The 21,841-nt window shown below is 74.4% G+C and carries 20 protein-coding genes; 6 read left to right on the top strand and 14 right to left on the bottom strand.

The genetic code is table 11. The features are described from left to right. Positions 1-17 precede the first annotated feature (17 nt). The 5 genes from LGQ04_RS01025 to LGQ04_RS01005 all read right to left on the bottom strand — a co-directional run bounded on the left by LGQ04_RS01025 (position 18) and on the right by LGQ04_RS01005 (position 3,320). Positions 18-1,136 carry a GNAT family N-acetyltransferase gene (locus LGQ04_RS01025; protein ID WP_229241619.1) on the bottom strand — a complete coding sequence of 373 codons (1,119 nt, stop codon included), beginning with the start codon at positions 1,134-1,136 and terminating at the stop codon, positions 18-20. Next, positions 1,133-1,864, bottom strand: coding sequence for a phosphoribosylformylglycinamidine synthase subunit PurQ (gene purQ / locus LGQ04_RS01020; RefSeq protein ID WP_229241618.1), 732 nt, complete (start codon positions 1,862-1,864; stop codon positions 1,133-1,135). Before purQ ends, LGQ04_RS01025 begins: the two co-directional genes overlap by 4 nt. Next, positions 1,864-2,151, bottom strand: coding sequence for a phosphoribosylformylglycinamidine synthase subunit PurS (gene purS / locus LGQ04_RS01015; protein WP_229241617.1), 288 nt, complete (start codon positions 2,149-2,151; stop codon positions 1,864-1,866). The genes purQ and purS overlap by 1 nt, the downstream gene beginning before the upstream one ends. Before the next feature lie 195 nt (positions 2,152-2,346). Beyond that, the gene (locus tag LGQ04_RS01010) at positions 2,347-2,955 is read right to left on the bottom strand and encodes a hypothetical protein (RefSeq protein WP_229241616.1); all 609 of its coding nucleotides are present in this window, start codon (positions 2,953-2,955) and stop codon (positions 2,347-2,349) included. Next, positions 2,952-3,320, bottom strand: a complete 369-nt coding sequence (locus tag LGQ04_RS01005; protein WP_229241615.1) for a PadR family transcriptional regulator — start codon at positions 3,318-3,320, stop codon at positions 2,952-2,954. Before LGQ04_RS01005 ends, LGQ04_RS01010 begins: the two co-directional genes overlap by 4 nt. Before the next feature lie 235 nt (positions 3,321-3,555). Here LGQ04_RS01005 and LGQ04_RS01000 point away from each other — a divergent pair, with 235 nt between their 5' ends. After that, complete coding sequence (locus tag LGQ04_RS01000; protein WP_229241614.1) at positions 3,556-3,870, top strand: HNH endonuclease signature motif containing protein; 315 nt, start codon at positions 3,556-3,558, stop codon at positions 3,868-3,870. Positions 3,871-3,875: 5 nt separating this feature from the next. Here the strand turns inward: LGQ04_RS01000 and LGQ04_RS00995 are convergent, their stop codons facing one another. After that, positions 3,876-4,853 carry a phosphoribosylaminoimidazolesuccinocarboxamide synthase gene (locus LGQ04_RS00995; RefSeq protein WP_372469927.1) on the bottom strand — a complete coding sequence of 326 codons (978 nt, stop codon included), beginning with the start codon at positions 4,851-4,853 and terminating at the stop codon, positions 3,876-3,878. 33 nt (positions 4,854-4,886) lie between these two features. Here LGQ04_RS00995 and LGQ04_RS00990 point away from each other — a divergent pair, with 33 nt between their 5' ends. After that, complete coding sequence (locus LGQ04_RS00990; protein WP_229241613.1) at positions 4,887-6,377, top strand: AAA family ATPase; 1,491 nt, start codon at positions 4,887-4,889, stop codon at positions 6,375-6,377. Between the two features lie 97 nt (positions 6,378-6,474). Here LGQ04_RS00990 and purD read toward each other — a convergent pair whose 3' ends face one another. Continuing rightward, complete coding sequence (purD, locus tag LGQ04_RS00985; RefSeq protein ID WP_229241612.1) at positions 6,475-7,797, bottom strand: phosphoribosylamine--glycine ligase; 1,323 nt, start codon at positions 7,795-7,797, stop codon at positions 6,475-6,477. 86 nt (positions 7,798-7,883) lie between these two features. Beyond that, positions 7,884-9,170 (bottom strand): adenylosuccinate synthase, encoded by a 1,287-nt coding sequence (locus LGQ04_RS00980; protein WP_229241611.1) that lies wholly within the window; start codon positions 9,168-9,170, stop codon positions 7,884-7,886. A 217-nt stretch (positions 9,171-9,387) separates the two neighbouring features. Here LGQ04_RS00980 and LGQ04_RS00975 point away from each other — a divergent pair, with 217 nt between their 5' ends. Both LGQ04_RS00975 and LGQ04_RS00970 read left to right on the top strand, forming a co-directional pair. Beyond that, on the top strand, positions 9,388-9,822 hold the full coding sequence (locus LGQ04_RS00975; RefSeq protein WP_229241610.1) for a DUF3151 domain-containing protein: 435 nt from the start codon (positions 9,388-9,390) through the stop codon (positions 9,820-9,822). Between the two features lie 123 nt (positions 9,823-9,945). Beyond that, on the top strand, positions 9,946-10,308 hold the full coding sequence (locus tag LGQ04_RS00970) for an STAS domain-containing protein (RefSeq protein WP_229241609.1): 363 nt from the start codon (positions 9,946-9,948) through the stop codon (positions 10,306-10,308). 46 nt (positions 10,309-10,354) lie between these two features. On the opposite strand, the gene LGQ04_RS00965 is transcribed toward LGQ04_RS00970, so the two are convergent. Continuing rightward, positions 10,355-12,580 (bottom strand): SpoIIE family protein phosphatase, encoded by a 2,226-nt coding sequence (locus tag LGQ04_RS00965; protein ID WP_229241608.1) that lies wholly within the window; start codon positions 12,578-12,580, stop codon positions 10,355-10,357. A 165-nt stretch (positions 12,581-12,745) separates the two neighbouring features. Between LGQ04_RS00965 and LGQ04_RS00960 the strand changes: the two genes are divergently transcribed. Next, the gene (locus tag LGQ04_RS00960) at positions 12,746-13,171 is read left to right on the top strand and encodes an STAS domain-containing protein (protein ID WP_229241607.1); all 426 of its coding nucleotides are present in this window, start codon (positions 12,746-12,748) and stop codon (positions 13,169-13,171) included. Between the two features lie 113 nt (positions 13,172-13,284). Here the strand turns inward: LGQ04_RS00960 and fbaA are convergent, their stop codons facing one another. The 3 genes from fbaA to LGQ04_RS00945 all read right to left on the bottom strand — a co-directional run bounded on the left by fbaA (position 13,285) and on the right by LGQ04_RS00945 (position 16,112). Further along, positions 13,285-14,307, bottom strand: coding sequence for a class II fructose-bisphosphate aldolase (fbaA, locus tag LGQ04_RS00955; protein WP_229241606.1), 1,023 nt, complete (start codon positions 14,305-14,307; stop codon positions 13,285-13,287). 70 nt (positions 14,308-14,377) lie between these two features. Beyond that, entirely contained in the window at positions 14,378-15,118 is a 741-nt protein-coding gene (locus LGQ04_RS00950) for a TrmH family RNA methyltransferase (RefSeq protein WP_229241605.1), read from the bottom strand. A gap of 13 nt (positions 15,119-15,131) precedes the next feature. Further along, on the bottom strand, positions 15,132-16,112 hold the full coding sequence (locus LGQ04_RS00945) for a DUF368 domain-containing protein (protein WP_229241604.1): 981 nt from the start codon (positions 16,110-16,112) through the stop codon (positions 15,132-15,134). Between the two features lie 119 nt (positions 16,113-16,231). Between LGQ04_RS00945 and LGQ04_RS00940 the strand changes: the two genes are divergently transcribed. Further along, on the top strand, positions 16,232-16,972 hold the full coding sequence (locus LGQ04_RS00940; RefSeq protein WP_229242355.1) for an HAD-IIA family hydrolase: 741 nt from the start codon (positions 16,232-16,234) through the stop codon (positions 16,970-16,972). Between the two features lie 76 nt (positions 16,973-17,048). On the opposite strand, the gene LGQ04_RS00935 is transcribed toward LGQ04_RS00940, so the two are convergent. Next, on the bottom strand, positions 17,049-21,053 hold the full coding sequence (locus LGQ04_RS00935) for an HtaA domain-containing protein (RefSeq protein WP_229241603.1): 4,005 nt from the start codon (positions 21,051-21,053) through the stop codon (positions 17,049-17,051). Between the two features lie 180 nt (positions 21,054-21,233). Further along, complete coding sequence (gene pyrE, locus LGQ04_RS00930; RefSeq protein ID WP_229241602.1) at positions 21,234-21,809, bottom strand: orotate phosphoribosyltransferase; 576 nt, start codon at positions 21,807-21,809, stop codon at positions 21,234-21,236. Between the last annotated feature and the right edge of the window lie 32 nt (positions 21,810-21,841).

Raw genomic sequence — 21,841 nt, 5'->3', positions numbered from 1 at the left:
CCAGGACATCTCGCGCGTCAGGTCAGCGGCTTGGCGAAGCAGAGCCCGATGCCCAGCGGGTCGTCGTCGTACGGCGGGTAGGGCAGCACGACGCGGAACCCCAGGGAGCGGTACAGCGCCACGGCCTGCGGCTGGCGTCGCCCCGTCTCGAGCAGGAGCGTCGCCGCTCCCGCACCGCGGGCCTCGTGCTCCGCCGCCGCCATGAGCGCCCGTGCGACGCCCGAGCGGCGGGCGTGGTCGCGGACGAAGACCTTCTTCACCTCCAGGGCCTCGCCGTGCACGTCCCGCACGGCGCCGGGCACCTCGCGCAGGAACGCGCACCCGACCGGCTCGTCGGCGCGCCACGCCACGAGCGACGCCACGACCCCCTCGCCGAGCCGCGCGTCGACGGCGTCGAACCCGCCGGCGGCCTCGAACCCCGGCAGCAGCTCGGGGTAGAGCACCACCGAGGACGTCTCGTGCATCTCGCGGCGCAGCCCGGCCGCCACGGGGTCGTCCCACGTGGTCGCACGGACCTCGACGACCGCGCGCGCTCCCGGCGCGGCCACCGGGGCGGTGACGGGACCGGAAGTCGGCGCAGAGGTCGGCGCGGTGTCGTCGCCGGGGAGCTCGAGCGCGAAGCAGCGGGTGAGCGGCGTGCCCGCGTAGTGCCCGTACGGCTCCGTCGGCGCGTAGCCGAGGTCGAGGTACAGGTCGACCGACTCGGGCTGCCGCGTCCCCGTCTCCAGGACCAGCCGCTCCAGGCCCGACGCCGCGGCGTGGGCGTGCAGCGCGTCCATCGCGGCGCGCGCGTGCCCCCGTCCCCGGTGCTCGCGGGCGACGTACAGGCGCTTGACCTCGCCGGTGCGGGCCGGGTGCAGGCCGCCCCGCCCGTCGTCGGTGGCCGACACGTCGCGCAGTGCCACGCACGCCACCGGCTCGGCGTCCGCCGCACCGTCGTGCACGACGACGGCCGCGAGGAGGTCCGCGGGGTCGAACGTGCCGGTGTCCGGCTCGCCGTACCGCTCCGCGAGCTCGGCCTGCTGGTGGGCGAACAGGGCGAGCGCCGCGGCGTCGTCCCCGGCCACCACGCGCACCGTGGCGGCCGACCGTCCGGCCGACGGGGCGCCGTCGGCCCCGCGCACCGCGACGGTCACCGCTGGACGAGCGTGCTCAGCACCGAGGTGAAGAAGCCGAGGCCGTCCGTCCCGGCGCGCGGTCCCGCCGCGGAGGCGGGACCGAAGCCTGCCTCGACGGCGTGCTCGGGGTGCGGCATGAGGCCGACGACGTTGCCCGCGGCGTTCGAGATGCCGGCGATGTTGCGGCGCGACCCGTTGGGGTTCCAGCCGTCGTAGCGGAAGACGACGCGGCCCTCCCCCTCGAGCTCGTCGAGCGTGCGCTCGTCGGCGACGAACTGGCCGTCCTGGTTCTTCAGCGGCACGGTGATGCGCTGCCCGGTCGTGTAGTCGCGGGTCCAGGCGGTGTCCGCGTTCTCCACGACGAGCGTCTGCTCGCGGCAGACGAAGTGCAGGTGGTCGTTCTTGATCATCGACCCGGGCAGGAGGTGCGCCTCGGTGAGGACCTGGAAGCCGTTGCAGATGCCGAGGACCGGCAGGCCGCCCTTCGCCGCGGCGACGAGGGACGTCATGACGGGCGCGAAGCGGCTGATCGCACCGGCGCGCAGGTAGTCGCCGTACGAGAAGCCGCCCGGCAGCACGACCGCGTCGACGCCGTGCAGGTCGGCGTCCGCGTGCCACAGCGCCACGGGCTCGCCGCCCGCCAGCCGGACGGCGCGCGCGGCGTCACGGTCGTCGAGCGTCCCGGGGAAGGTGACGACGCCGACGCGAGCCGTGGCCAGCGCCGTGGCGCCCGCGGTGGCGCTCATCAGGCGAGGCCCTCGGCCGTGACCGTGCCGGCGGCGTCGGTCGCGGCGTCGGCGACGCGCACGACGTCCTCGATGACCGGGTTCGACAGGACCGTGGTCGCGGCCTCCTGGGCGGCGGCGAGGATCTCGGGCGTGACGTCGCCCTCGACCTCGAGCTCGAACCGCTTGCCCTGGCGCACCGAGGTGAACTGGGTGAAGCCGAGGCGCGGCAGCGCCCCGACGACGGCCTTGCCCTGCGGGTCCAGGATCTCGGGCTTGGGCATGACCTCGACGACGACGCGTCCCACGGGGGCTCCTTGACGATGAGTGCGGGAGGGCCGGGGCTCCGGGATCCCGGCCACGTCGTGGGCGTCTGGGACGGCCGGTGCGACGGGACGAGCGGGAGCCGACGGCGGGATTCCGGGCCACAGTCTACCCGCGCCACCAGCGCGCTCCGGGCGATGCCCACCGCGGCCGTCACGCGCTGTCCGGCCGCGACCCGGTCAGCCGTCGACGGCGGGCGGGACTCCCGCCGGGAGGTTCCCGAAGACCACGTGCTTGCGCCATGCCCGGGCGACGTTCCGCTCCCGCCAGAGGAAGCCGGAGACGACCAGGACGACGAGGAGGGTCGCGACGAACCACACGGGGAGGAGTGTCATGTTCTCGATGCCCACGAGCTGCCCGAGCAGCGGCAACCCGTAGACGACCTGCAGCGTCACGACGGCGTTGAACACACCGAGGCGCCAGGCGAACAGCGCGCCCTGGACGTCGTCGGCGACCCACCACCAGTACCGTGCGGGGAGTCGCACGTCGAACAGCCTATAGAGCAGCCACCGGCCGAGGGGCGGGTGCTCGCGCCGGCGCAGCGACCACCCGGACCGGAGGAGGCCCCACGCCTCGCGCGCCCCGATCCCTGCCGCCAGGTGCCCACCGCCGGCCGCGGTCGGCGCGAGGTCGAGAAGCACGGCGACGGCTTCCTCCTCGTGGGCGACGCGCCACCGCCGCGGGTAGGCGCGGAGCCAGAGGCGCGCGGAGCGCTCGTAGCGCTCCGAGGCCTCGCCCCGGCGTGGCCTCGGCCCGCGGTCGCGGGCCGCCCCGTCGTCGGCGGTCATGCCCGGCCCCCGACCGCCCCGTCGACCCCGGGGTCGCGCCCGAGCGTGCGCCTCGCCCGCTCGGCGAGCGCGGCGAGCCGCAAGGTCTCGGCGCGCGCGGCGCGGCGTCCGTCGTCCGTGGCGCGGTAGTAGCGCCGCAGCCGCCCGTCGACGACCTCCTCACCCGCGTCGACGACGAGTCCCGCCGCCAGCAGCCGGTCGAGGTTGCCGTAGAGCGTGCCCGCGCCGAGCCGGGTCCGACCTCCCGAGAGGTCGCGCACGGCCTGGATCACGCCGTACCCGTGGCGCCGTTCCTCGGTGAGGGCGAGCAGCACGAGGTACGCCTGCTCGGTCATGCGGAAGCCGCCACGCGGCACGGGATCCATGGTCGATATATATCGCACGACGACCTATCAGGCCAAGGGGCGCCACGCGCACCTTCCCTGGTCACCTACGGCGACGGCGACCGAGACACCCGTCCACGCCTCCACGACGATGTCGGCGGCAGCCGCTACTGTCGAACACGTGTTCGAGACGCACGCTCGACCACCCGTGCGGGGGCGAGGTCCTGCCCCTTCCTCGCCCTCGCACGGCTCACCCCCAGCAGGACGGAGACCGGTCATGACGCCCCCACGCCTCCCCGCTCCCGGACGACCCACGTCCGGCACCGTCGCGGCGGTGCTCGCCCGCGACGTCACGTGCACGTTCCCGGGCTGCGCCGTCCCCGCGTTCCGGTGCGACCTCGACCACGTGGTGGCACCCCGGCCCGGCGACGAGGACGCGCACGACGCCGCGAACCTCGTCTCCCTGTGCCGTCCCCACCGCGTGGCGCGCGCCCGCGACGGCTGGCGCCCGGCGCTCCTGCGGGACGGGACCGTGCGCTGGACGGCGCCGAGCGGGCACGTCTACCTCCGGGCGGCCACCCGGAGCGCGTGATCGGGTCAGGCGAGGGGCGAGCCCGTCAGGCGCTCGTACGCCTCGAGGTAGCGCGCCCGGGTGCGGGTGACGACGTCGGCGGGCAACGACGGCGGCGGCGTGTCGCTCGCGCGGTCCCAGCCGGACGCGGGCGACGCGAGCCAGTCGCGCACGAACTGCTTGTCGAAGCTCGGCTGGGCGCGGCCCGGCTCCCACTGGTCGGCCGGCCAGAACCGCGACGAGTCGGGCGTGAGCACCTCGTCGCCGAGGACCGTCGCGCCGCTGGTCGGGTCGACGCCGAACTCCAGCTTGGTGTCCGCGAGGATCACGCCGCGCTCGCGCGCGACCTCCTCGGCCCGCGCGTACACGGCGAGCGTGAGGTCGCGCAGTCGCGTCGCGGCGTCGGCCCCGATCCGCTCCGCGACCACCTCGAACGACACGTTCTCGTCGTGCTCGCCGACCGCGGCCTTCGTCGCGGGCGTGAAGACCGGCTGCGGCAGTCGCGACCCGTCCACGAGCCCGTCGGGGAGCGGCACCCCGCACACCGCACCGCCCGCGCGGTACTCCACGAGCCCGGAGCCGGTGAGGTAGCCGCGTGCGACGCACTCGACGGGGAACATGTCGAGGCGGCGGCAGATCATGGCGCGACCCGCCACGACGTCGGGCACCAGGCCGTCACCCGGCTCGGCGGACACCTCCGTCGAGACCACGTGGTTCGGCACGAGGTCCGCGAGCTGGTCGAACCACCAGAGGCTGAGCTGCGTGAGCACGACCCCCTTGTCGGGGATCCCGGGCGACAGGACGTGGTCGAACGCGCTGACCCGGTCGCTCGCGACGACGAGCACGACGTCGCCGAGCGGGTGCACGCCGCCGAGCGCGGGCAGGTCCGGCTCGTACAGGTCACGGACCTTGCCGGAGTAGGCGTGCCGCCATCCTGGCAGGTCGAGCGTCGCGGTGTCGAACCCGTCCGCCTCGCCGAGCGAGAGCGCCGGTGCGGGATCCAGGGGGGTGTCGGTCACGGGCCCTAGTGTCGCACCATGTTCTTCGCCGCCGCCCCGGGGTCCACCGGTGACGCCGCGCACGGGCCCGTCACCGACGACCCCGCCGTCGCGCGCTTCCTCGACACGTTCGCGACCTTCATGGAGGTCGCCAACCAGCACGCCCAGCAGAGCAGGGGCCCCGCCCAGCGGTCCGTCGCCGACGCGCTGCGCGACCACCTCGGCACGGACCCGCGCGCACTGCCCGTCCTCACCGAGACCGTCTCCGCCCTGCGGACCGTCGACGCGGACGTCGCCCTGGAGGTCGTCGTGGCGCGCCACGGCGGCGGCACGCTCGTCGGGGTCGGGGGCGGCGAACAGCGCATGCACACGTCGTTCTCCGAGATCGTCGAGCAGTCGGCGCAGTGGAACCAGTTCCCCCTCGGCGCGGTGGACTACGCGCGCGCCGCGACCGGGCCGGAGTCGGAGCGGCGGACCGTCGCGTTCGGGCTGCACCTGTTCGGCTACGACGGGTCGCCGGTCGCCGTCCTGCAGCGGGCCGGGAGCCCTCGCCACGGGAACGAGTCCGCGCTGGAGGTCCTGTGCGCCGACGAGGACGCGGCGCTCGCGCTGCTCGCCGAGCTCCGCGCCGCGATGATCGAGCACAGCGTGCTGCGCGGCCAGGTCGTGACCTTCGCGGCCTCCGACTACGGCCCCGAGGCGGGCGGCATGACGTTCCTGCCGCGCGAGCGCGTCCCCGCGTCGGACGTCGTGCTCCCGGAGGGCACCCTGGCGAGGGTCGAGCGCCAGGTCGTCGGGGTCGCGCGGCACCGCGACGCGCTGCGCGGGGCGGGGCAGCACCTCAAGCGCGGCGTCCTGCTCTACGGCCCTCCCGGGACGGGCAAGACGCACACGGTGCGCCACCTCGTCGGCGAGAGCCCCGGGACGACCGTCGTCCTGCTCGCGGGCGGAGCGCTGCGGCTCGTGCGCCTCGCCGCTGAGACGGCCCGCGCGCTGCAGCCCGCCGTCGTCGTCCTGGAGGACTGCGACCTCATCGCCGAGGACCGCTCGTTCCACGACGGGCCCCAGCCCCTGCTGTTCGAGGTGCTGGACGCGATGGACGGCCTGGGCAACGACGCCGACGTCGCGTTCGTGCTCACGACGAACCGGGCCGACCTGCTGGAGCACGCCCTGGCGCAGCGGCCCGGCCGGGTCGACCTCGCCGTCGAGATCCCCCTGCCCGACCGCGACGCGCGCCGCCGCCTGTTCGAGCTCTACCGCTCCGGCCTGCCGTTCTCCGCGGACGCGCTCGACGACGCGGCGGACCGGACCGACGGCGTCACGGCGTCGTTCGTCAAGGAGGCGATCCGCCGTGCGGTCCTGCGCGCGGCGGAGGCCGGGCACGACGTCACCGACGCCGACCTGCGGACCGCCGTCGAGGAGATGACCGGCGACGCCGAGCGCATCACGCGCTCGCTGCTCGGCTCCTCCCCGGGCCTGCTGGGCGCCCTCGACGACCCCGACGACGGCCAGGTCGGGTCGTACACCTGACCCACCAGCTCGCCGAGCACGAGGTTGCTGCCGCTATCCGGCGCTTCGCGACAGCAACCGCGTGCTCGACGGCGAGGAACCTCGTGGTGGCGCGGCCTCAGCCCGCGAGCGTGACCTCGCCCGCCGCGGCCTTCGCGGCGATGTCGGTGCGGTGGTGCGAGCCGGGCAGGACGATCCGGTCGACGGCCGCGTACGCGCGGCGGCGTGCGTCGGCGAGGTCGGCGCCGCGAGAGACGACGGACAGCACGCGACCGCCGGAGGCGACCAGCGCGCCGTCGGCGTCGCGCGACGTGCCGGCGTGGAGCACGTGCACGCCCTCGACGTCCTCGGCCGCGTCGATCCCGGTGATCGGGTCGCCGCTGCGCACCGCGCCCGGGTAGCCCTGCGCCGCGACGACCACGGTGACCGACGCGTCGTCGGACCACGAGAGCGCCGGCTGGTCCGCGAGCCGACCCTGCGCCGCCGCGAGCATCACCGCGGACAGCGGGGTGCGCAGGCGCGCGAGAACCGACTGCGTCTCCGGGTCGCCGAAGCGCGCGTTGAACTCGACGACGCGCGTCCCGCGGCTCGTCAGCGCGAGGCCGACGTACAGCACGCCCACGAACGGCGTGCCGCGCCGCGCCATCTCGTCGACCGTCGGCTGCGCGACCCGGCTGACGACCTCCTCGACGAGGCCCGACGGCGCCCACGGCAGCGGGCTGTACGCGCCCATCCCGCCCGTGTTGGGCCCGGCGTCGGCGTCGAACGCGCGCTTGAAGTCCTGGGCGGGCTGCAGCGGGACGACCGTCGCGCCGTCGGACAGGCAGAACAGTGACACCTCGGGGCCGTCGAGGTACTCCTCGACGACGACACGGGGGTCCTCGGGCGTGCCGTCGGCGCCGACGCGCGGGGACGCGAAGCACGCGGCGGCGTGCTCGAGCGCGGCCTGACGGTCCTCCGTGACGACGACGCCCTTGCCCGCGGCGAGTCCGTCGTCCTTGATGACGTAGGGCGCGCCGAACGCGTCGACCGCCGCGGCCACCTCGTCGACGTCGGTGCACACGTGCGCGAGCGCCGTCGGGACGGACGCCGCGGCCATGACCTCCTTGGCGAACGCCTTCGACCCCTCGAGGCGGGCCGCCTCCGCGGACGGGCCGAAGACCGGGATCCCCGCCGCACGCACCGCGTCACCGACCCCGGCGACGAGCGGTGCCTCCGGGCCGACGACGACGAGGTCGGCCCCGAGCTCCGTCGCGAGCGCCGCGACCGCCGCGCCGTCGTTCTGGTCGACGCGGTGCAGCGTCGCGTGGTCGGCGATGCCCGGGTTGCCGGGCGCCGCGTGCAGCTCGTGCGGGGCCGTGCCGAGACGGCCGGCCTCGTGCGCGAGGGCGTGGACGATGGCGTGCTCGCGGGCACCGGTACCGACGACGAGGATCTTCACGGGCGCCGAGTCTACCGAGGGCCGTCGGGCGACCTGTCAGCGTCTCACCGACCCCGGGGCCTGCGAGGCGCTGACAGGTCCGCGGATCAGTGGATGAGGTCGTGCCGCGGGATGATCGCGTCGCGGCTCGGGCCCACGCCGATCGCGGAGATGCGCGTGCCCGACATCTCCTCCAGCGCGAGCACGTAGCGCTGCGCGTTGACGGGCAGGTCCTCGAACGTCCGGGCGCCGGAGATGTCCTCCCACCACCCGTCGAGCTCCTCGTAGACCGGCGTCGCGTGGTGGAACGCCGTCTGGTCGAGCGGCATCTCGTCGTGCCGCACGCCGTCGACGTCGTACGCGACGCAGACGGGGACCTTCTCGAACCCGGTGAGGATGTCGAGCTTCGTGAGCACCATGTCGGTGATGCCGTTGACGCGCGTCGCGTAGCGGGCGATGACGGAGTCGTACCAGCCGCAGCGGCGGGCGCGGCCCGTCGTCACGCCGTACTCGCCGCCCTGCTTGAGCAGGTACTCGCCGTGGTCGTCGAACAGCTCGGTGGGGAACGGCCCCTCGCCCACGCGGGTCGTGTACGCCTTGATGACGCCGATGACCGACCCGATGCGCGTGGGCCCGACGCCGGAGCCGGTGAGCGCGCCGCCCGCCGTCGCGTTGGACGACGTGACGAACGGGTAGGTGCCGTGGTCGACGTCGAGCATCGTCGCCTGACCGCCCTCGAAGAGGACGTTCTTGCCCGCGTCGAGCGCCTTGTTCAGCACGACGGAGGTGTCGGCGACCATCGGCTTGACGCGCTCGGCGTACTGGAGCAGCTCCTCGACGGTCTCGTCGACGGTGATCGCGCGGCGGTTGTACACCTTGACCAGCAGGTGGTTCTTCTGGTCGAGCGCGCCCTCGATCTTCTCCGCGAGGATCTTCTCGTCGAACAGGTCCCAGATGCGGATGCCGACGCGGTTGATCTTGTCCGCGTAGGCCGGGCCGATGCCGCGACCCGTCGTGCCGATGCGGCGCTTGCCGAGGAACCGCTCGCTCACCTTGTCGATCGTGCGGTGGTAGCCGGCGATGACGTGCGCCGAGCCCGAGACGAGGAGCTTCGACACGTCGACTCCGCGCGCGACCAGGTCGTCGAGCTCCTGGAACAGCACGTCGATGTCGACGACGACGCCGTTCGCGATGACGGGCGTGACGCCCGGCGACAGGATGCCCGAGGGCAGCAGGTGCAGCGCGTACTTCTCGTCGCCGATGACGACGGTGTGGCCGGCGTTGTTGCCGCCGTTGAACTTCACCACGTAGTCGACGCGCGACCCGAGGAGGTCGGTCGCCTTGCCCTTGCCTTCGTCGCCCCACTGGGCACCGACGAGCACCACGCCTGGCATGGATTCCCCACTTTCGACTGCCTGTTCCTCGGGCCGGTCAGTCGCGCACGGTGGTCCGCGCGGCGGGGCGGGGTCGTGCCCGACGGCGCGTCCCCCGCGAGCCCGAGGCGTCGCCCGGGCGGCAGTCACCCGGGGACCGCGACGAGTTTACCCGCCCATGACCTTCACGGCGGGCCAGGACGCTGCCGCGCACCCCGGGGTTCGGCACAATGAGGTCATGAGCGACTCCCACCGCAACCTGCTCGACGGGCCGGCACCGGTCCACCTCCCCGACGACTTCGCCGCCGTGCGCGACGCCCTCGACGCGGGCGGCGACCCGTACGAGGTCGCGGCCCGCGAGCCCGCGTCGTCGCTCGCCTGGGCGTTCCTCGCCGAGGACTACCTGCACGAGAACGGCTCCAAGGGCGCCGTCACCGCGTACGCGTTCGCCCGCACGGGCTACCACCGCGGGCTCGACGCGCTGCGTCGCGCCGGCTGGCGCGGTCAGGGCCCCGTGCCCGCCGACCACGTCCCCAACCAGGGCTTCCTGCGCGCGCTCCTCGCGCTCGCGGAGTGCGCGGCGTACATCGGCGAGATCGACGAGGCCGAGCGCTGCGAGGCGTTCCTGCGCGACTGCGGCACGTCCGCCGACGCGGTGCGCGCCCTGCGCTGACGACCCTGCGGTTCGCGCCCGCCGAGCATGCGCCTGTGGCCCGTTCCGGCGTCGGGACGGGCCACAGGCGCATGGTCGGCCGTGGACGGGCATGCTGCCGGAGCGGCGTCTAGAGTCGAGGGCATGATCGAGATCGCCACCTCCCCTGCGACGACGACCCTCGTCATCGCCGGGGACCTGGATCTCGCCGAGCGCGACCAGTTCCCCGAGATCGCGGCCCGGGTGGTGGGGCTGCGGCGTCAGCTCCTCGTCATCGACATGTGCCGCGTCACGTTCATGGACTCCACCGGCGCCGCGTTCCTCATCTCCCTCGCCGACGCCGGTCGCAAGCGCGGCGGGGCCACGGTGCTGCGCGGGTGCGACGACCGCGACCTGTTCGTCCTCGAGGTGTGCGGGGCGCTCGAGCTGTTCCGCATCGACGGCGACCACCGCTGCGAGCCCGCCACGCCGCCGTCGGGCTTCGCCAAGGTCGAGCCCCGCACCTGACCGGCCCGACCACGCGGGCGCCCGAAGCGAGCGAACGGCGCAGGACTCAGCGGGGGGACGCGGGCCGCAGCGTCGCCCACACGAGCTTGCCGGCCGTCGTCGGCCGCCACCCCCAGTCCGCGAGCCGCTCCACGATCTGCATGCCGAAGCCGCCCATGCGGTTGGCGTGACCGTCCGTCGGGACCGGCGGTGCGGGGTTGGAGTCCTCGACCTCGACGCGGATCCCGTCGCCCGTGTCGAACAGGCGCAGCGCGAGGTGCCCCCACCCGTGCAGCACGCCGTTCGCGACCAGCTCCGACACCACGAGCTCCGCGTTCGCGCTGTCCCGCACCCCCCACGCCTGGCACGTCCGCACGACGGCGTGGCGCGCCCGCCCGATCGACGCCGGCTCGCTCGGCAGCAGCCAGCGGCGGCTGCGCGGGCTGAGGACGACCGCCGACGCGTCACCCACCGGGTCGGGGATGCGCACGACGACGAGGGCGACGTCGTCCTCCGGGGCGTCCGCGAGACGGGACAGCAGCTCCTCGCCCACGCCCGCGGCGTCGACGGCGGTGATGACGCCCGACGCCGCGACGAGCGCGTCCAGGCCCACCCGCAGCGCGCGGTCGCGCCGCTCGATGAGGCCGTCGGTGTAGAAGACGAGGGTGTCGCCCGGGCGCAGCGACACGACCCCGGTCGACCGGCTGCGGGCGCCGAACCCCACGAGCGCGCCGCCCGCGTCGTCGAGCTGGGTGACGTCGCCGTCGCGCAGCAGGAGCGGCGGGAGATGGCCCGCGCGGGAGTACTCGATGCGCCACACGTCGTCCGGGTCCGTCGCGTCCGGCCGCGTCAGCGCCGCGTAGACGAGGCTCGCGGAGCGCGGGATCCGCATGCCCTGGACGAGCTGGTCCACGCGGTCCAGCACCGGGCCGGGCGTCGTCAGCTCGTACGCGTACGAGCGCACCACGCTGCGGAGCTGTCCCATCGCGGCCGCCGCCTCGACGTCGTGCCCCACGACGTCACCGATGACCAGGCCGACGACGTCCGGCGTGATCTGCAGGACGTCGTACCAGTCCCCGCCCACCTGGGCGTGCTCGGAGTTCGGCGCGTAGTACGTCCACACGTCGAGCCCGGTGACGTCCGCCTGCTCGGGCAGCATCGCGCGCTGCAGCGTCTCCGCGAGACGGTGCTCCCGGGCGTAGAGCCGCACGTTGTCGATCGCCGTCCCGGCGCGGCGCGCGATGACCTCCAGGAGGGTGTGCACCCCCGCCTGGACGTCCAGCTCGACGCCGCCGGAGCCGTCCTCGGGCGGGTGCGGGTCGCCGCTCGTCACGAGCAGACCGAGGATCCGGCGCCGACCGGGCACGGCGAAGACCGTCACCGTGCGCGGCCGCTGCGCGAACCGCGCGTGGCGGTGCTCCAGGTCCCGCTGGATCCAGCCGGACGCCGACCACTGCGGGTACGCCGTGCCGAGGTCCAGCGTCACCGGCCCCTCGACCCGGCCGTCGAGGAGGTCCTGGACCCGGTCCGGGACGTCGACCAGCCGCGCGCGGGTGGGGGCGTCCGGGACGGGCGAGTCCCCCAGCGCGTCCGTGTCGTGGGGGCCGGAGGCGGAGACCAGCGCACCGGGCGTGTACCGCCCGTGACGCTGTCCGCGCCCGCTCGGCGGTGCCGCCGTGTCCACCCCCTCCGCGAACCGCAGCCCGTCGTCGTTGAGGTAGAACCCGGCCCAGTCGACCACGTACCCCGTGAGCAGCTCCGTGATGTCGCGCAGCGCGTACGGCTGGTCGAGGTCCGCGAGCAGGTCCGAGCTTCGCGCGACGACGTCGAGCACGGCCCGCTCGCGACGCTCCAGCGCGAGGGACGCGACCTGCGCGGCGTAGCGCTCCAGGTGCTCGGACACGTCGACCTGGACCCCGACCCAGTGCGTGACCTCGCCGTCGGGACCCGCCAGCGGAGCGAGCGAGAGCTGGGCCCACACGGGCGCACCGTCCCGGCGACGGGCCCGCACCGTCTGGGTGATCTCCCGGCCCTGGGCGATCGCGAGACGCAGCTCGTCGGCGTCCACCGGCTCGGTGAGCAGCGCCTCCAGGGCGCGAGGGCTGCGCCCGACGACGTCCTGCGCGGCGAAGCCCGTCTGACGCTCGAACGCCTTGTTCACCCACACGATCGGCATCCCGTGCGCACGCGAGCCGGTGACGAACATCGCGACGCCGGCACCCTCCATCGCCCGCGCGCAGAGCTCGAGGACGTGCGCGGGCAGGTCGGTGCCGAGGCCCGGCGATCCGCCCATGCTCACCTCCGAGGCTCCTGCTCCCGGTGCGCGCAGCCGCGCGCTCCCCGCGTGGCTCTGGCTGCGCACGCCCCGGTCGCGTTACTGTCCCGACTGGACATTCAACCGTAGATTGGGACTTCCCGAGACCGGAGACGGTCGAGAGCCCCGCTGAGAGGAGCGCCGGTGCGCGAAGGTACGACCCCGGCCGCCGACCGTCCCGTCGGCGTCGCCGGCGACCCCGCAGGGAGCGGCGAGCCGGCGAGCGTGCACGTCATCGTCGGGACGACGCGTGCGCGCATCGTCCTGTCCGGCGAGATCGACGCCGACCTCGGGGCCGACCTCCAGGAGGCCACCGCGGCCGCCGAGGACTCCGGCCTCCCCGTCGAGATCGACGCCCACCACGTGACCTTCATGGACTCGTCCGGCGTGGCGTTCCTCGCCCGCCTCGCCTCGCGCGGCCCGCACCGGGTCCGGGTGCTGCGCGCCCCGCCGACGGTCCGGTTCCTGCTGGAGGTGACCCGGATCGGCGAGCTCCTCGACATCGTCGACACCGACCCCGGGTTCGACCTCGACGAGCGCGAGCAGCCCTCCCCCACCGACCGGGACTGACGGGACGCACGCACGCCCGCGACGTCGGGCACGGCCTGCCGGACGCGCGACGGCCCCCGCTCCGTGGAGCGGGGGCCGTCGTCCGTCGTCCGGGCCCGTCGGGCCCGGTCGGGTCAGCGGAGCTTCTGGCCCGCCGAGCGCAGCTGCTGCGCGGCCTCGACGATGCGCGCGGCCATGCCGGCCTCGGCCAGCTTGCCCCAGGCGCGCGGGTCGTACGCCTTCTTGTTCCCGACCTCGCCGTCGACCTTCAGGACGCCGTCGTAGTTGGTGAACATGTGGGAGACCACGGGACGCGTGAACGCGTACTGCGTGTCCGTGTCGATGTTCATCTTGATGACGCCGTTGTCGACCGCCTCGGAGATCTCCTCGGCCGTGGAGCCGGAGCCGCCGTGGAACACGAGGTCGAACGGGTTGGCCTTGCCGACCTCGGCGCCGACGCCCTCCTGGATCTCCTTGAGGAGCGCCGGGCGGAGCCTGACCGCGCCCGGCTTGTACACGCCGTGCACGTTCCCGAACGTCAGGGCCGTGAGGTAGCGGCCCTTCTCGCCCGTGCCGAGCGCGCGGACCGTCGCGAGGCCGTCCTCGACCGTCGTGTAGAGCTTCTCGTTGATCTCCGCCTCGTGGCCGTCCTCCTCGCCACCGACGACGCCGACCTCGATCTCGAGGATCGTGCGCGCGGCGACCGAGAGCTCGAGCAGCTCCTCGGCGATCTGCAGGTTCTCCTCCAGCGGCACGGACGAGCCGTCCCACATGTGCGACTGGAACGTCGGCAGGCCGCCGTTCTTCACCTGCTCCGCCTCGATGGCGAGCAGCGGGCGGACCCACGAGTCGAGGTTCTGCTTGGCGCAGTGGTCCGTGTGGATCGCGATCTGCACGGGGTAGTTCTTCGCGACCTCGGCGGCGTACGCGGCGAGCGCGAGCGAACCGGTGACGCGGTCCTTGACCGTCGCGCCCGAGCCGTACTCGGCGCCACCCACGGAGACCTGGATGATGCCGTCGGACTCGGCCTCGGCGAAGCCCTGGAGCGCGGCGGTGATGGTCTGCGACGACGTGATGTTGACGGCCGGGTAGGCGAACGAGCCTGCCTTCGCCCGGTCGATCATGTCGGCGTAGACCTCGGGGGTTGCGATGGGCATGCGGATCTCCTGGGGAGTCGTGCGGGGGTGGTCTGTCCTTCGAATTCTGGCACGGATGGGCGCCGGACGGTCAGGGCCGTTCGGCCCGTGGTCCGCGGACGGCCGTGGCGTGGCGGGCAGCCCAGGCGTGCAGCGCGATCGCGCCCGCGGCGCCCGCGTTGAGCGAGCGCGTGGAACCCGTCTGCGTGATGTGCAGGACGTCGCGGCACGCGGCGAGCGCCTCGGGCGTCAGACCCGACGACTCCTGCCCCAGCAGCAGCACGCACGACGCCGGCAGCGCGTACCCCTCGATCGGCACCGAGCCGGGCACGTTGTCGACGCCGAGCAGGGGCAGGTCCGCGACGTCGGCCCACGCGGCGAGGTGCGCGACGTCGGGGTGGTGGTGCACGTGCAGGTAGCGGTCGGTCACCATCGCGCCCCGGCGGTTCCAGCGGCGCCGGCCGACGACGTGCACCCCCGCCGCGTTGAACGCGTTCGCGGTGCGCACCACGGACCCGATGTTGAGGTCGTGGGACCAGTTCTCGATCGCGACGTGCAGCGCGCGCCCCGGCGGGCGGCGCGCGTCGAGGTCCGCGACGACCGCCTCGACGGTCCAGTACCGGTAGCGGTCGACGACGTTGCGCCGGTCGCCGTGCGCGAGCAGCTCGGGGTCGTAGCGGGGGTCGAGGGGGTCGTGCGGATCGGTCGACGGCGCGCCCGCGGCGTCGACGCGCGGCCACGCGTCCGGCCCGCCCGGCCACGGCCCGACGCCGACCTCGCGCACGTCGTCCCGCAGGCGGTCCTCGCCCGGCGGGTGCGCCCCGTCGGTCACGCGGCGCCCCGGGTCACGCGCGGACCGCGGCGCGGCGCGTGACGCGCGCCTCCCAGACCATCGCGACGAGCACGACGGCGGCCCCCGCGAGCGCGAGCAGCACGGGCCCCAGCACGGATCCGGTGGGCGCGAGGAGCGTGCCGTCCTCGGTCTGCCAGGGCCACAGCGCGCGCAGCGACCCGATCATGAGACCGGCGAGCACGGCCATCGTCGCCTGCCGGCGGTGGTGCAGCAGCCACTGCAGGAGCTTGACGAACGACCCGAGGCCGATCGCCGCGCCGAGCACGAACGTGCCGACGAACGCGAGGTCACGGTCCGAGACCGCCTCCTGCACCGGCACGTACAGGCCCATCGCGAGCAGCACGAACGACCCCGAGACACCCGGTAGCACGAGCGCGTTGATCGCGACGGCCGCGCCGAGGAACACGAGCCACAGCGACGGGTCGTCGACCTGCCCGGGAGGCAGGCTCGTGAGGAGGAAGCCGACGACCGCCGCCACGGCGAGCAGCACGCCGTCGAGCACGCGGAACCGCCCCGGCATGAGGCGCAGGGGCACCGCGACGGACACGACGATCATGCCGAAGAACACCGACCGCACCGGGACGGGGTTCGACTCCAGCAGGGGCGCGACGAGCTGCAGCGACAGGAGCAGCACGACCACCATGCCGAGCAGCACGGGGACGAGCAGCGGCCAGTCGACGGCGCGCAGCGCACCCAGCGCGGGGCCGACGCCGCGGCGCCGCACGACCCCGGTGACGAGCTCGCGCGCCGCGTGCAGGAGCTGGCTCGCCGCGTCGATGAGGTCGTCGTAGAGACCCACGACGAGCGCGATCGTGCCGCCCGAGATGCCGGGGACGGACTCGGCGGCGCCGACCAGGCCGCCGCGCACGGCGTTGCCGGGCGCGGAGCGCCACGCGGTGCGGCGGTGCGCGAGGTGCGCGGGGTGCTCGTCGGGCCCGGGGGTCACCGGCTGCTCGTCAGGCGTGCTCGTCACCCGCGAAGGGTAGCCGGTGCCGGTGGCCGGGCGGGGCGGGCCAGTAGGCTGGCCGCGGTATCACCGGGCAGAAGGAGCGCAGCGTGACCGAGCGGACCACCGAGTCGTGGCTCACCGACATGGACGGCGTGCTCGTGCACGAGGGTCACGCGATCCCGGGGGCGCCCGAGTTCGTCCGGGCCCTGCGGGACAAGGGCCGCCCGTTCCTCATCCTCACGAACAACTCGATCTTCACGGCCCGCGACCTGCGGGCGCGCCTCGCGACGTCGGGCATCGACGTGCCGGAGGAGGCGATCTGGACGTCGGCGCTCGCCACCGCGCAGTTCCTCAGCGACCAGGTGCCGAACGGCAGCGCGTACGCCGTGGGCGAGGCAGGGCTGACGACGGCGCTGTACGAGGCCGGGTACACGCTCACGGAGTCGGACCCGGACTACGTGGTCCTCGGCGAGACCCGCACCTACTCCTTCGAGGCCATCACCAAGGCGATCCGCCTCATCCTCGGTGGCGCCCGCTTCATCTGCACCAACCCGGACACGACCGGGCCCTCGCAGGAGGGCCCGCTGCCCGCGACGGGCGCCGTGGCCGCGATGATCACGTCGGCGACGGGGCGCAAGCCGTACTTCGTCGGCAAGCCCAACCCGATGATGTTCCGCTCGGCCCTCAACCGCATCGACGCGCACTCCGAGAAGACCGCGATGATCGGCGACCGCATGGACACCGACGTCGTCGCGGGCATCGAGGCCGGCCTGTACACGTACCTCGTCATGACGGGCTCGACGCGCCTGTCCGAGGTCGACCGCTACCCGTTCCGGCCGAGCAAGGTCGTCGACTCCGTCGCGGACCTCGTCGACCTCGTCTGAGCGCCCGGCCCCGTGCACGACGGCGCCCGGTCACCTGGGGTGACCGGGCGCCGTCGTGCTCCTGCGGCTCAGGCCGTCAGGCGAGCGCTCCTGCCCGGGTGCGGCGTCGCGCCGCCCCGACGAGCAGCGCGCCGGTGAGCAGCAGGCCGAGCGCGAGGAGCGCGACGTCGCCCTCGTCCGACCCGGTGGCCGCGAGCCCGGAGTACACGTCGCACGCGACGTCCCCGCCGACGGGGAACGAGAACGTCACGGGCGAGAGCGCCGTGCCGGGCTCGTAGAAGCCGGCGAAGGCCGCCGCCCCGGCCGCGGTGAGCGTCGCGGGTGCGCCGCTCCACGTGATCGTCGAGCCCGAGGTGGACTTCGCCCCGGACAGGTTCAGGCTCGCGAACGCGACACCGTTCGACGAGGACGTGTTGCCCTCCATGTCGCTGCTCCGCACGTCGACCACGAGCGTGCCCGTGGAGCCGTTCACGACGACGCGCGGGTTCGAGATCCGCAGGTCGAGGATCCCGTCGTGCCCGGAGAAGGACACGGTGCCGCCGTAGCTCGCGCGGCCCTTGCCGAGCTCGGTGTTGAACGACCCCGTGCCGCCGCTCCACGTGAACGTCGTGCCGTTGTCCCGCACGCCGCTCGTCGAGACCGCGCCCTGCGCGATCGGGCCCGTCACGTAGGCGCGGAAGCGGTCGCTCACGCCCCACGTCAGCGTCGCGCCGTTCACGCCCTGCGCGAAGCACTTCTCCTCGGTGGCCGTCGCCGAGCCCTGGTCGGAGCCCGAGCCGGTGGTGCCCGCGGCGACGATGGTGATCGGCGCCGTCGCCTCGTGGTCGGCGCCGACGAGCGCGAGCGTGTGCTCGCCCGGGGCGACGTCCGTGGGGATCGTCACCGTGGCGCTCGCCGCACCGCCCGCGTTCGCGGTGAGGCCCGTGGCGAGCGTCCGCGGCGTCGAGCGGATCTCCGAGCGGATGCCCGCCTCGTTCGCGCCGAAGCCGATGCCGCTGATCGTGACGCGGTCGCCGGGGGCCGCCTGGGAGACCGAGAGCGTCGCCTTCGCCGGGTCGGCCGAGCCGCCCGTCGAGCCGTCGCCCGGGTCGCCGATCGAGCCGCCGTCGCCGTCGCCCGGGGCGGACGTCGCCGCGCCGACCGTGAAGGTCACGTCGTCGAGCTCCGTCCCGGCCGGGTAGAACCCGGAGAACGCGGTCGAGCCGGTCGCCGTGAGCGTCGCCGCGGCGTCGCGGTACGTGACCGCGCCGTCCGCGCCGGTGCTCGGGGTGCCGAGCGCGAGCGTCGCGAACGCGACGCCGTCGCGGTCGAACGTGGAGCCGTCGAGGCCCGTCGAGGTCACGTCGACCAGGAGGCGGGCGGTGCCCGACCCCGTGATCTCGACCGCCGGGTTCGTCAGCGTGAGGTCGAGCAGACCGTCGTGCCCGGTGAAGCGGACCGTGCCGCGGTAGTCCGTCACGACGCCCGCGGCGGGCGCGTCCCACGCGCTCGACTGCTGGAACGTGAACACGTCGCCCGCGACAGCGGCACCGTCGGACGCCGTCGCGCCGCCCTTCGCGACCGGGCCGCTGATGTAGTCGCGGAACGACTCCTTGACGCCCCACGCGAGGCTCCCGACCGTGGTCGGCTCGGAGGGCTCGGGCTGCGGCTCGGCGCCCTGGACGGCGACCGGCGTGAACGTGTCGAGGCGACGGTCGGTCGCGGACAGGCCGTGCGCCGCCGACGTCGCGACCACGTACTCCACCTCGGGGTCGAACGACCCCGCCGGAACCGTCAGCGTCGTCGAGAACGCACCGTCCACGACCTGGTTCGGACGCACCCACGCCAGCTGCAACCAGCCGCTCGCGACCAGCGGGCCCGACCCGTCCCAGATCGACGCGTCACCCAGCAGCACGTACGCGCCGTACTGCGCCGCATCGCCCACGAAGCCGGTCCCCGACACCGTGAACGAGTTCTCCACCGACGGGTCCACCGCCCCCGACGGCGACACCGTCACCTTCGGGTCCGCGACGAGCGGCGCCTCCACGGTCAGCGTGGCCGACCCCGCGACGCCGAGCGTCGACGTCACCGCGACCGTCAGGTCGCCGTCCTGCGCGTCGGCGGGGATCGAGACGACGAGGGTGTCGCCGTCACGCGTGTACGTCGCGGCCTTGCCGCCCAGCGTCACGCCCGCGACGGAGTCCCCCTCGACGAGGCCGGACACGGTGAGGGTGGCCGAGCCGCCCGGCTCGACGGTGGCGGACTCCGCCGTCACCGTGAGCGGCGCCGGGACGTCGTACGCGACCGGGACGGAGAGCTCCTGGTCGGCGTTGACGACCCCGCTCGCCGGGTAGGTGTAGACGCCGTACCGGCCGCCCTCCAGCGCCGCGGGGTTCTTCACGACGAGCTCGGCCTCGAAGGTGCCGTCCTCGGCGATCTCGGTCCAGGCGGCGCGGATCGCGCCCTGGAACTGCGGCGGGACCTGGTCGAGCACGTCGGCGGCGAGCGCCCACGACTGCGACCCGACCTTGCGGGTCGCGGAGCCCGCGCCGGTCGACGGCTGCCACGCCTCGGCGAAGCTGCCGAACACGACGTAGGTGCCCTGCGGGAGGTGCGCCGGGATCGGCATGCCGCGTCCGCCGACGTTCCCTGCCGGGTCGAAGCCCGAGCCCCTGACGACGACCGTGTCCCCGAGCGACACCTCGGAGTCGCCGAGCGGCGTCGTGCCGTCGCCCGCGAACACCTCGATCGCCGGCTCCCACACGGGCTCCGGCACCGCGACCTCGAGGGGCGTGAAGGTGTCGAGGCGACGGTCGGTCGCGGACAGGCCGTGCGCCGCCGACGTCGCGACCACGTACTCCACCTCGGGGTCGAACGACCCCGCCGGAACCGTCAGCGTCGTCGAGAACGCACCGTCCACGACCTGGTTCGGACGCACCCACGCCAGCTGCAACCAGCCGCTCGCGACCAGCGGGCCCGACCCGTCCCAGATCGACGCGTCACCCAGCAGCACGTACGCGCCGTACTGCGCCGCATCGCCCACGAAGCCGGTCCCCGATACCGTGAACGAGTTCTCCACCGACGGGTCCACCGCCCCCGACGGCGACACCGTCACCGCCGGGTCCGCGACCGGCTGGGGCTCCGGCTCGGGCTCCGGCTCCGGCTCCGGCTCGGGCTCCGGTTCGGGCTCGGGCTCGGGCTCGGGCTCGGCGGCCGTCACGGCGTGCGCGACGGTCGCGGACGTCGACCCGACGAACGCGGCCGCGTCCGCGGGCGTGAAGACCGCGCTCAGGGCGTGGTCACCGGCGGTGAGGTCCGAGACCTCGAGGCGCGCGACGCCGTCGGACACGGCCTGCGTGCCGAGCACCGCGCCCCCGTCGCGGAACTCGACCGAGCCGGCCGCGGCGGGCGCGACGGTCGCGGTGAGCGTCACCGCGCCGCCCTCGGCCGACGTGCCGGACGGGTCGACGCCGAGCGTCGTCGTCGTCGGTGCGGCCGGGGCGACGGGCTCGGGGACGGTGACCGTCGCGGTGAGGGTCGACATCGCCTGGCCGACGTAGCCGGCGAGCTGCGCGTCGACCTGGCCGACCTCGGCGCCGATCGGACCGTTCGCCGTGAGGACGAGCGTGTCGCCGTCGCGAGCGGCCTCGACGACGACGTCGGCGACCTTCACGTCGTCGGAGACCGTCCCGGCCGTGGTGAAGTCGGCGGTGAGGACGCCCGTCGTCGGGCTGGTGACCGCGAGGCGGGTGTCGGAGATCGTCACGTCCAGGGCGCCACCGTGCGCCGAGTAGTGCACCGAGCCGCCGAGCCGGACCTCTCCGACCCCGGTCTCGGGGTCGACGGACCCCGAGGCGGACGGGTAGACCGACTTCCCGCCGACGAGTGCGGGCGTGATCGTCCCGCCGGCGTTGGAGATGTAGTTCGTCCAGGAGTCCTTGAAGTTCCAGGTGGCCGAGCCGCTCTGGATCTCGACCGGCTCCGCCGCCTGCGCGGGGGCGACGACGCCCCCGACGGCCAGGCCGGCGACCAGGGCGCCGGTGAGGAGGGAGGCCAGGCCGCGGCGGGCGCGTCCGGGCCGTGGGGGCAGTGTTGTGCGCACAAGGTCTCCCGTGCTGTTCCGTGCTGACCCGCCACGGTGGGGTCCGGGCGGTGGGCGCGCGCGTGATCTGACACGCCGTCGCCACCCGGACTGTATAAGGCAAGCCTCACCGAAACAAGGTAAGGCTTGCCTGCCAAGGTGTGAGATAGGCCCGGCGGCACCGCCGCCGGGCCGCCGCGGTCAGACCAGACCGAGGTCCTCCAGGCTGAACAGGGCGTGGTACGGCACGCCCAGCGCCTCGATCTTCTGCGCCGCGCCCGTCGCGCGGTCCACGATCGTCGCGACGCCCGCCGCCTCGCCGCCCGCTGCCCGGACGGCCTCGATCGCGGCGATCGGCGACCCGCCCGTCGTCGTCGTGTCCTCCACCACCACGACCCGACGGCCCGCCACGTCCGGGCCCTCGATCTGGCGCTGCATCCCGTGCGCCTTCGCCGCCTTGCGCACGACGAACGCGTCGAGCTCCTGGCCGCGCGACGCCGCCGCGTGCAGCAGCGCCGTCGCGATCGGGTCGGCGCCCAGCGTCAAACCGCCCACCGCGTCGATCTCCGCCGTCCCCAGCCCCTGCTCCTCCAGGAGGTCGAGCATCTGGTGGCCGATGAGGGGCGCGGCGCGGTGGTGCAGCGTCACGCGGCGCAGGTCCACGTAGTAGTCCGCCTCCTTGCCCGAGGAGAGCGTGACCTTGCCGTGCACGACGGCGAGCTCGCGGATGAGGTCGAGCAGCTGCTCGCGCGGGGTCGAGGAGAGGTCGGTAGTCACGACCGTCAGGGTAGTCGCCCCGGCCCGCACCG

The organism is Cellulosimicrobium marinum (genome assembly GCF_020551945.1).
Classification (GTDB): Bacteria; Actinomycetota; Actinomycetes; order Actinomycetales; family Cellulomonadaceae; genus Cellulosimicrobium; species Cellulosimicrobium marinum.
The sequence above is the reverse complement of the archived record's forward strand: the minus strand, read 5'-3'. Positions and strand labels throughout refer to the sequence as shown.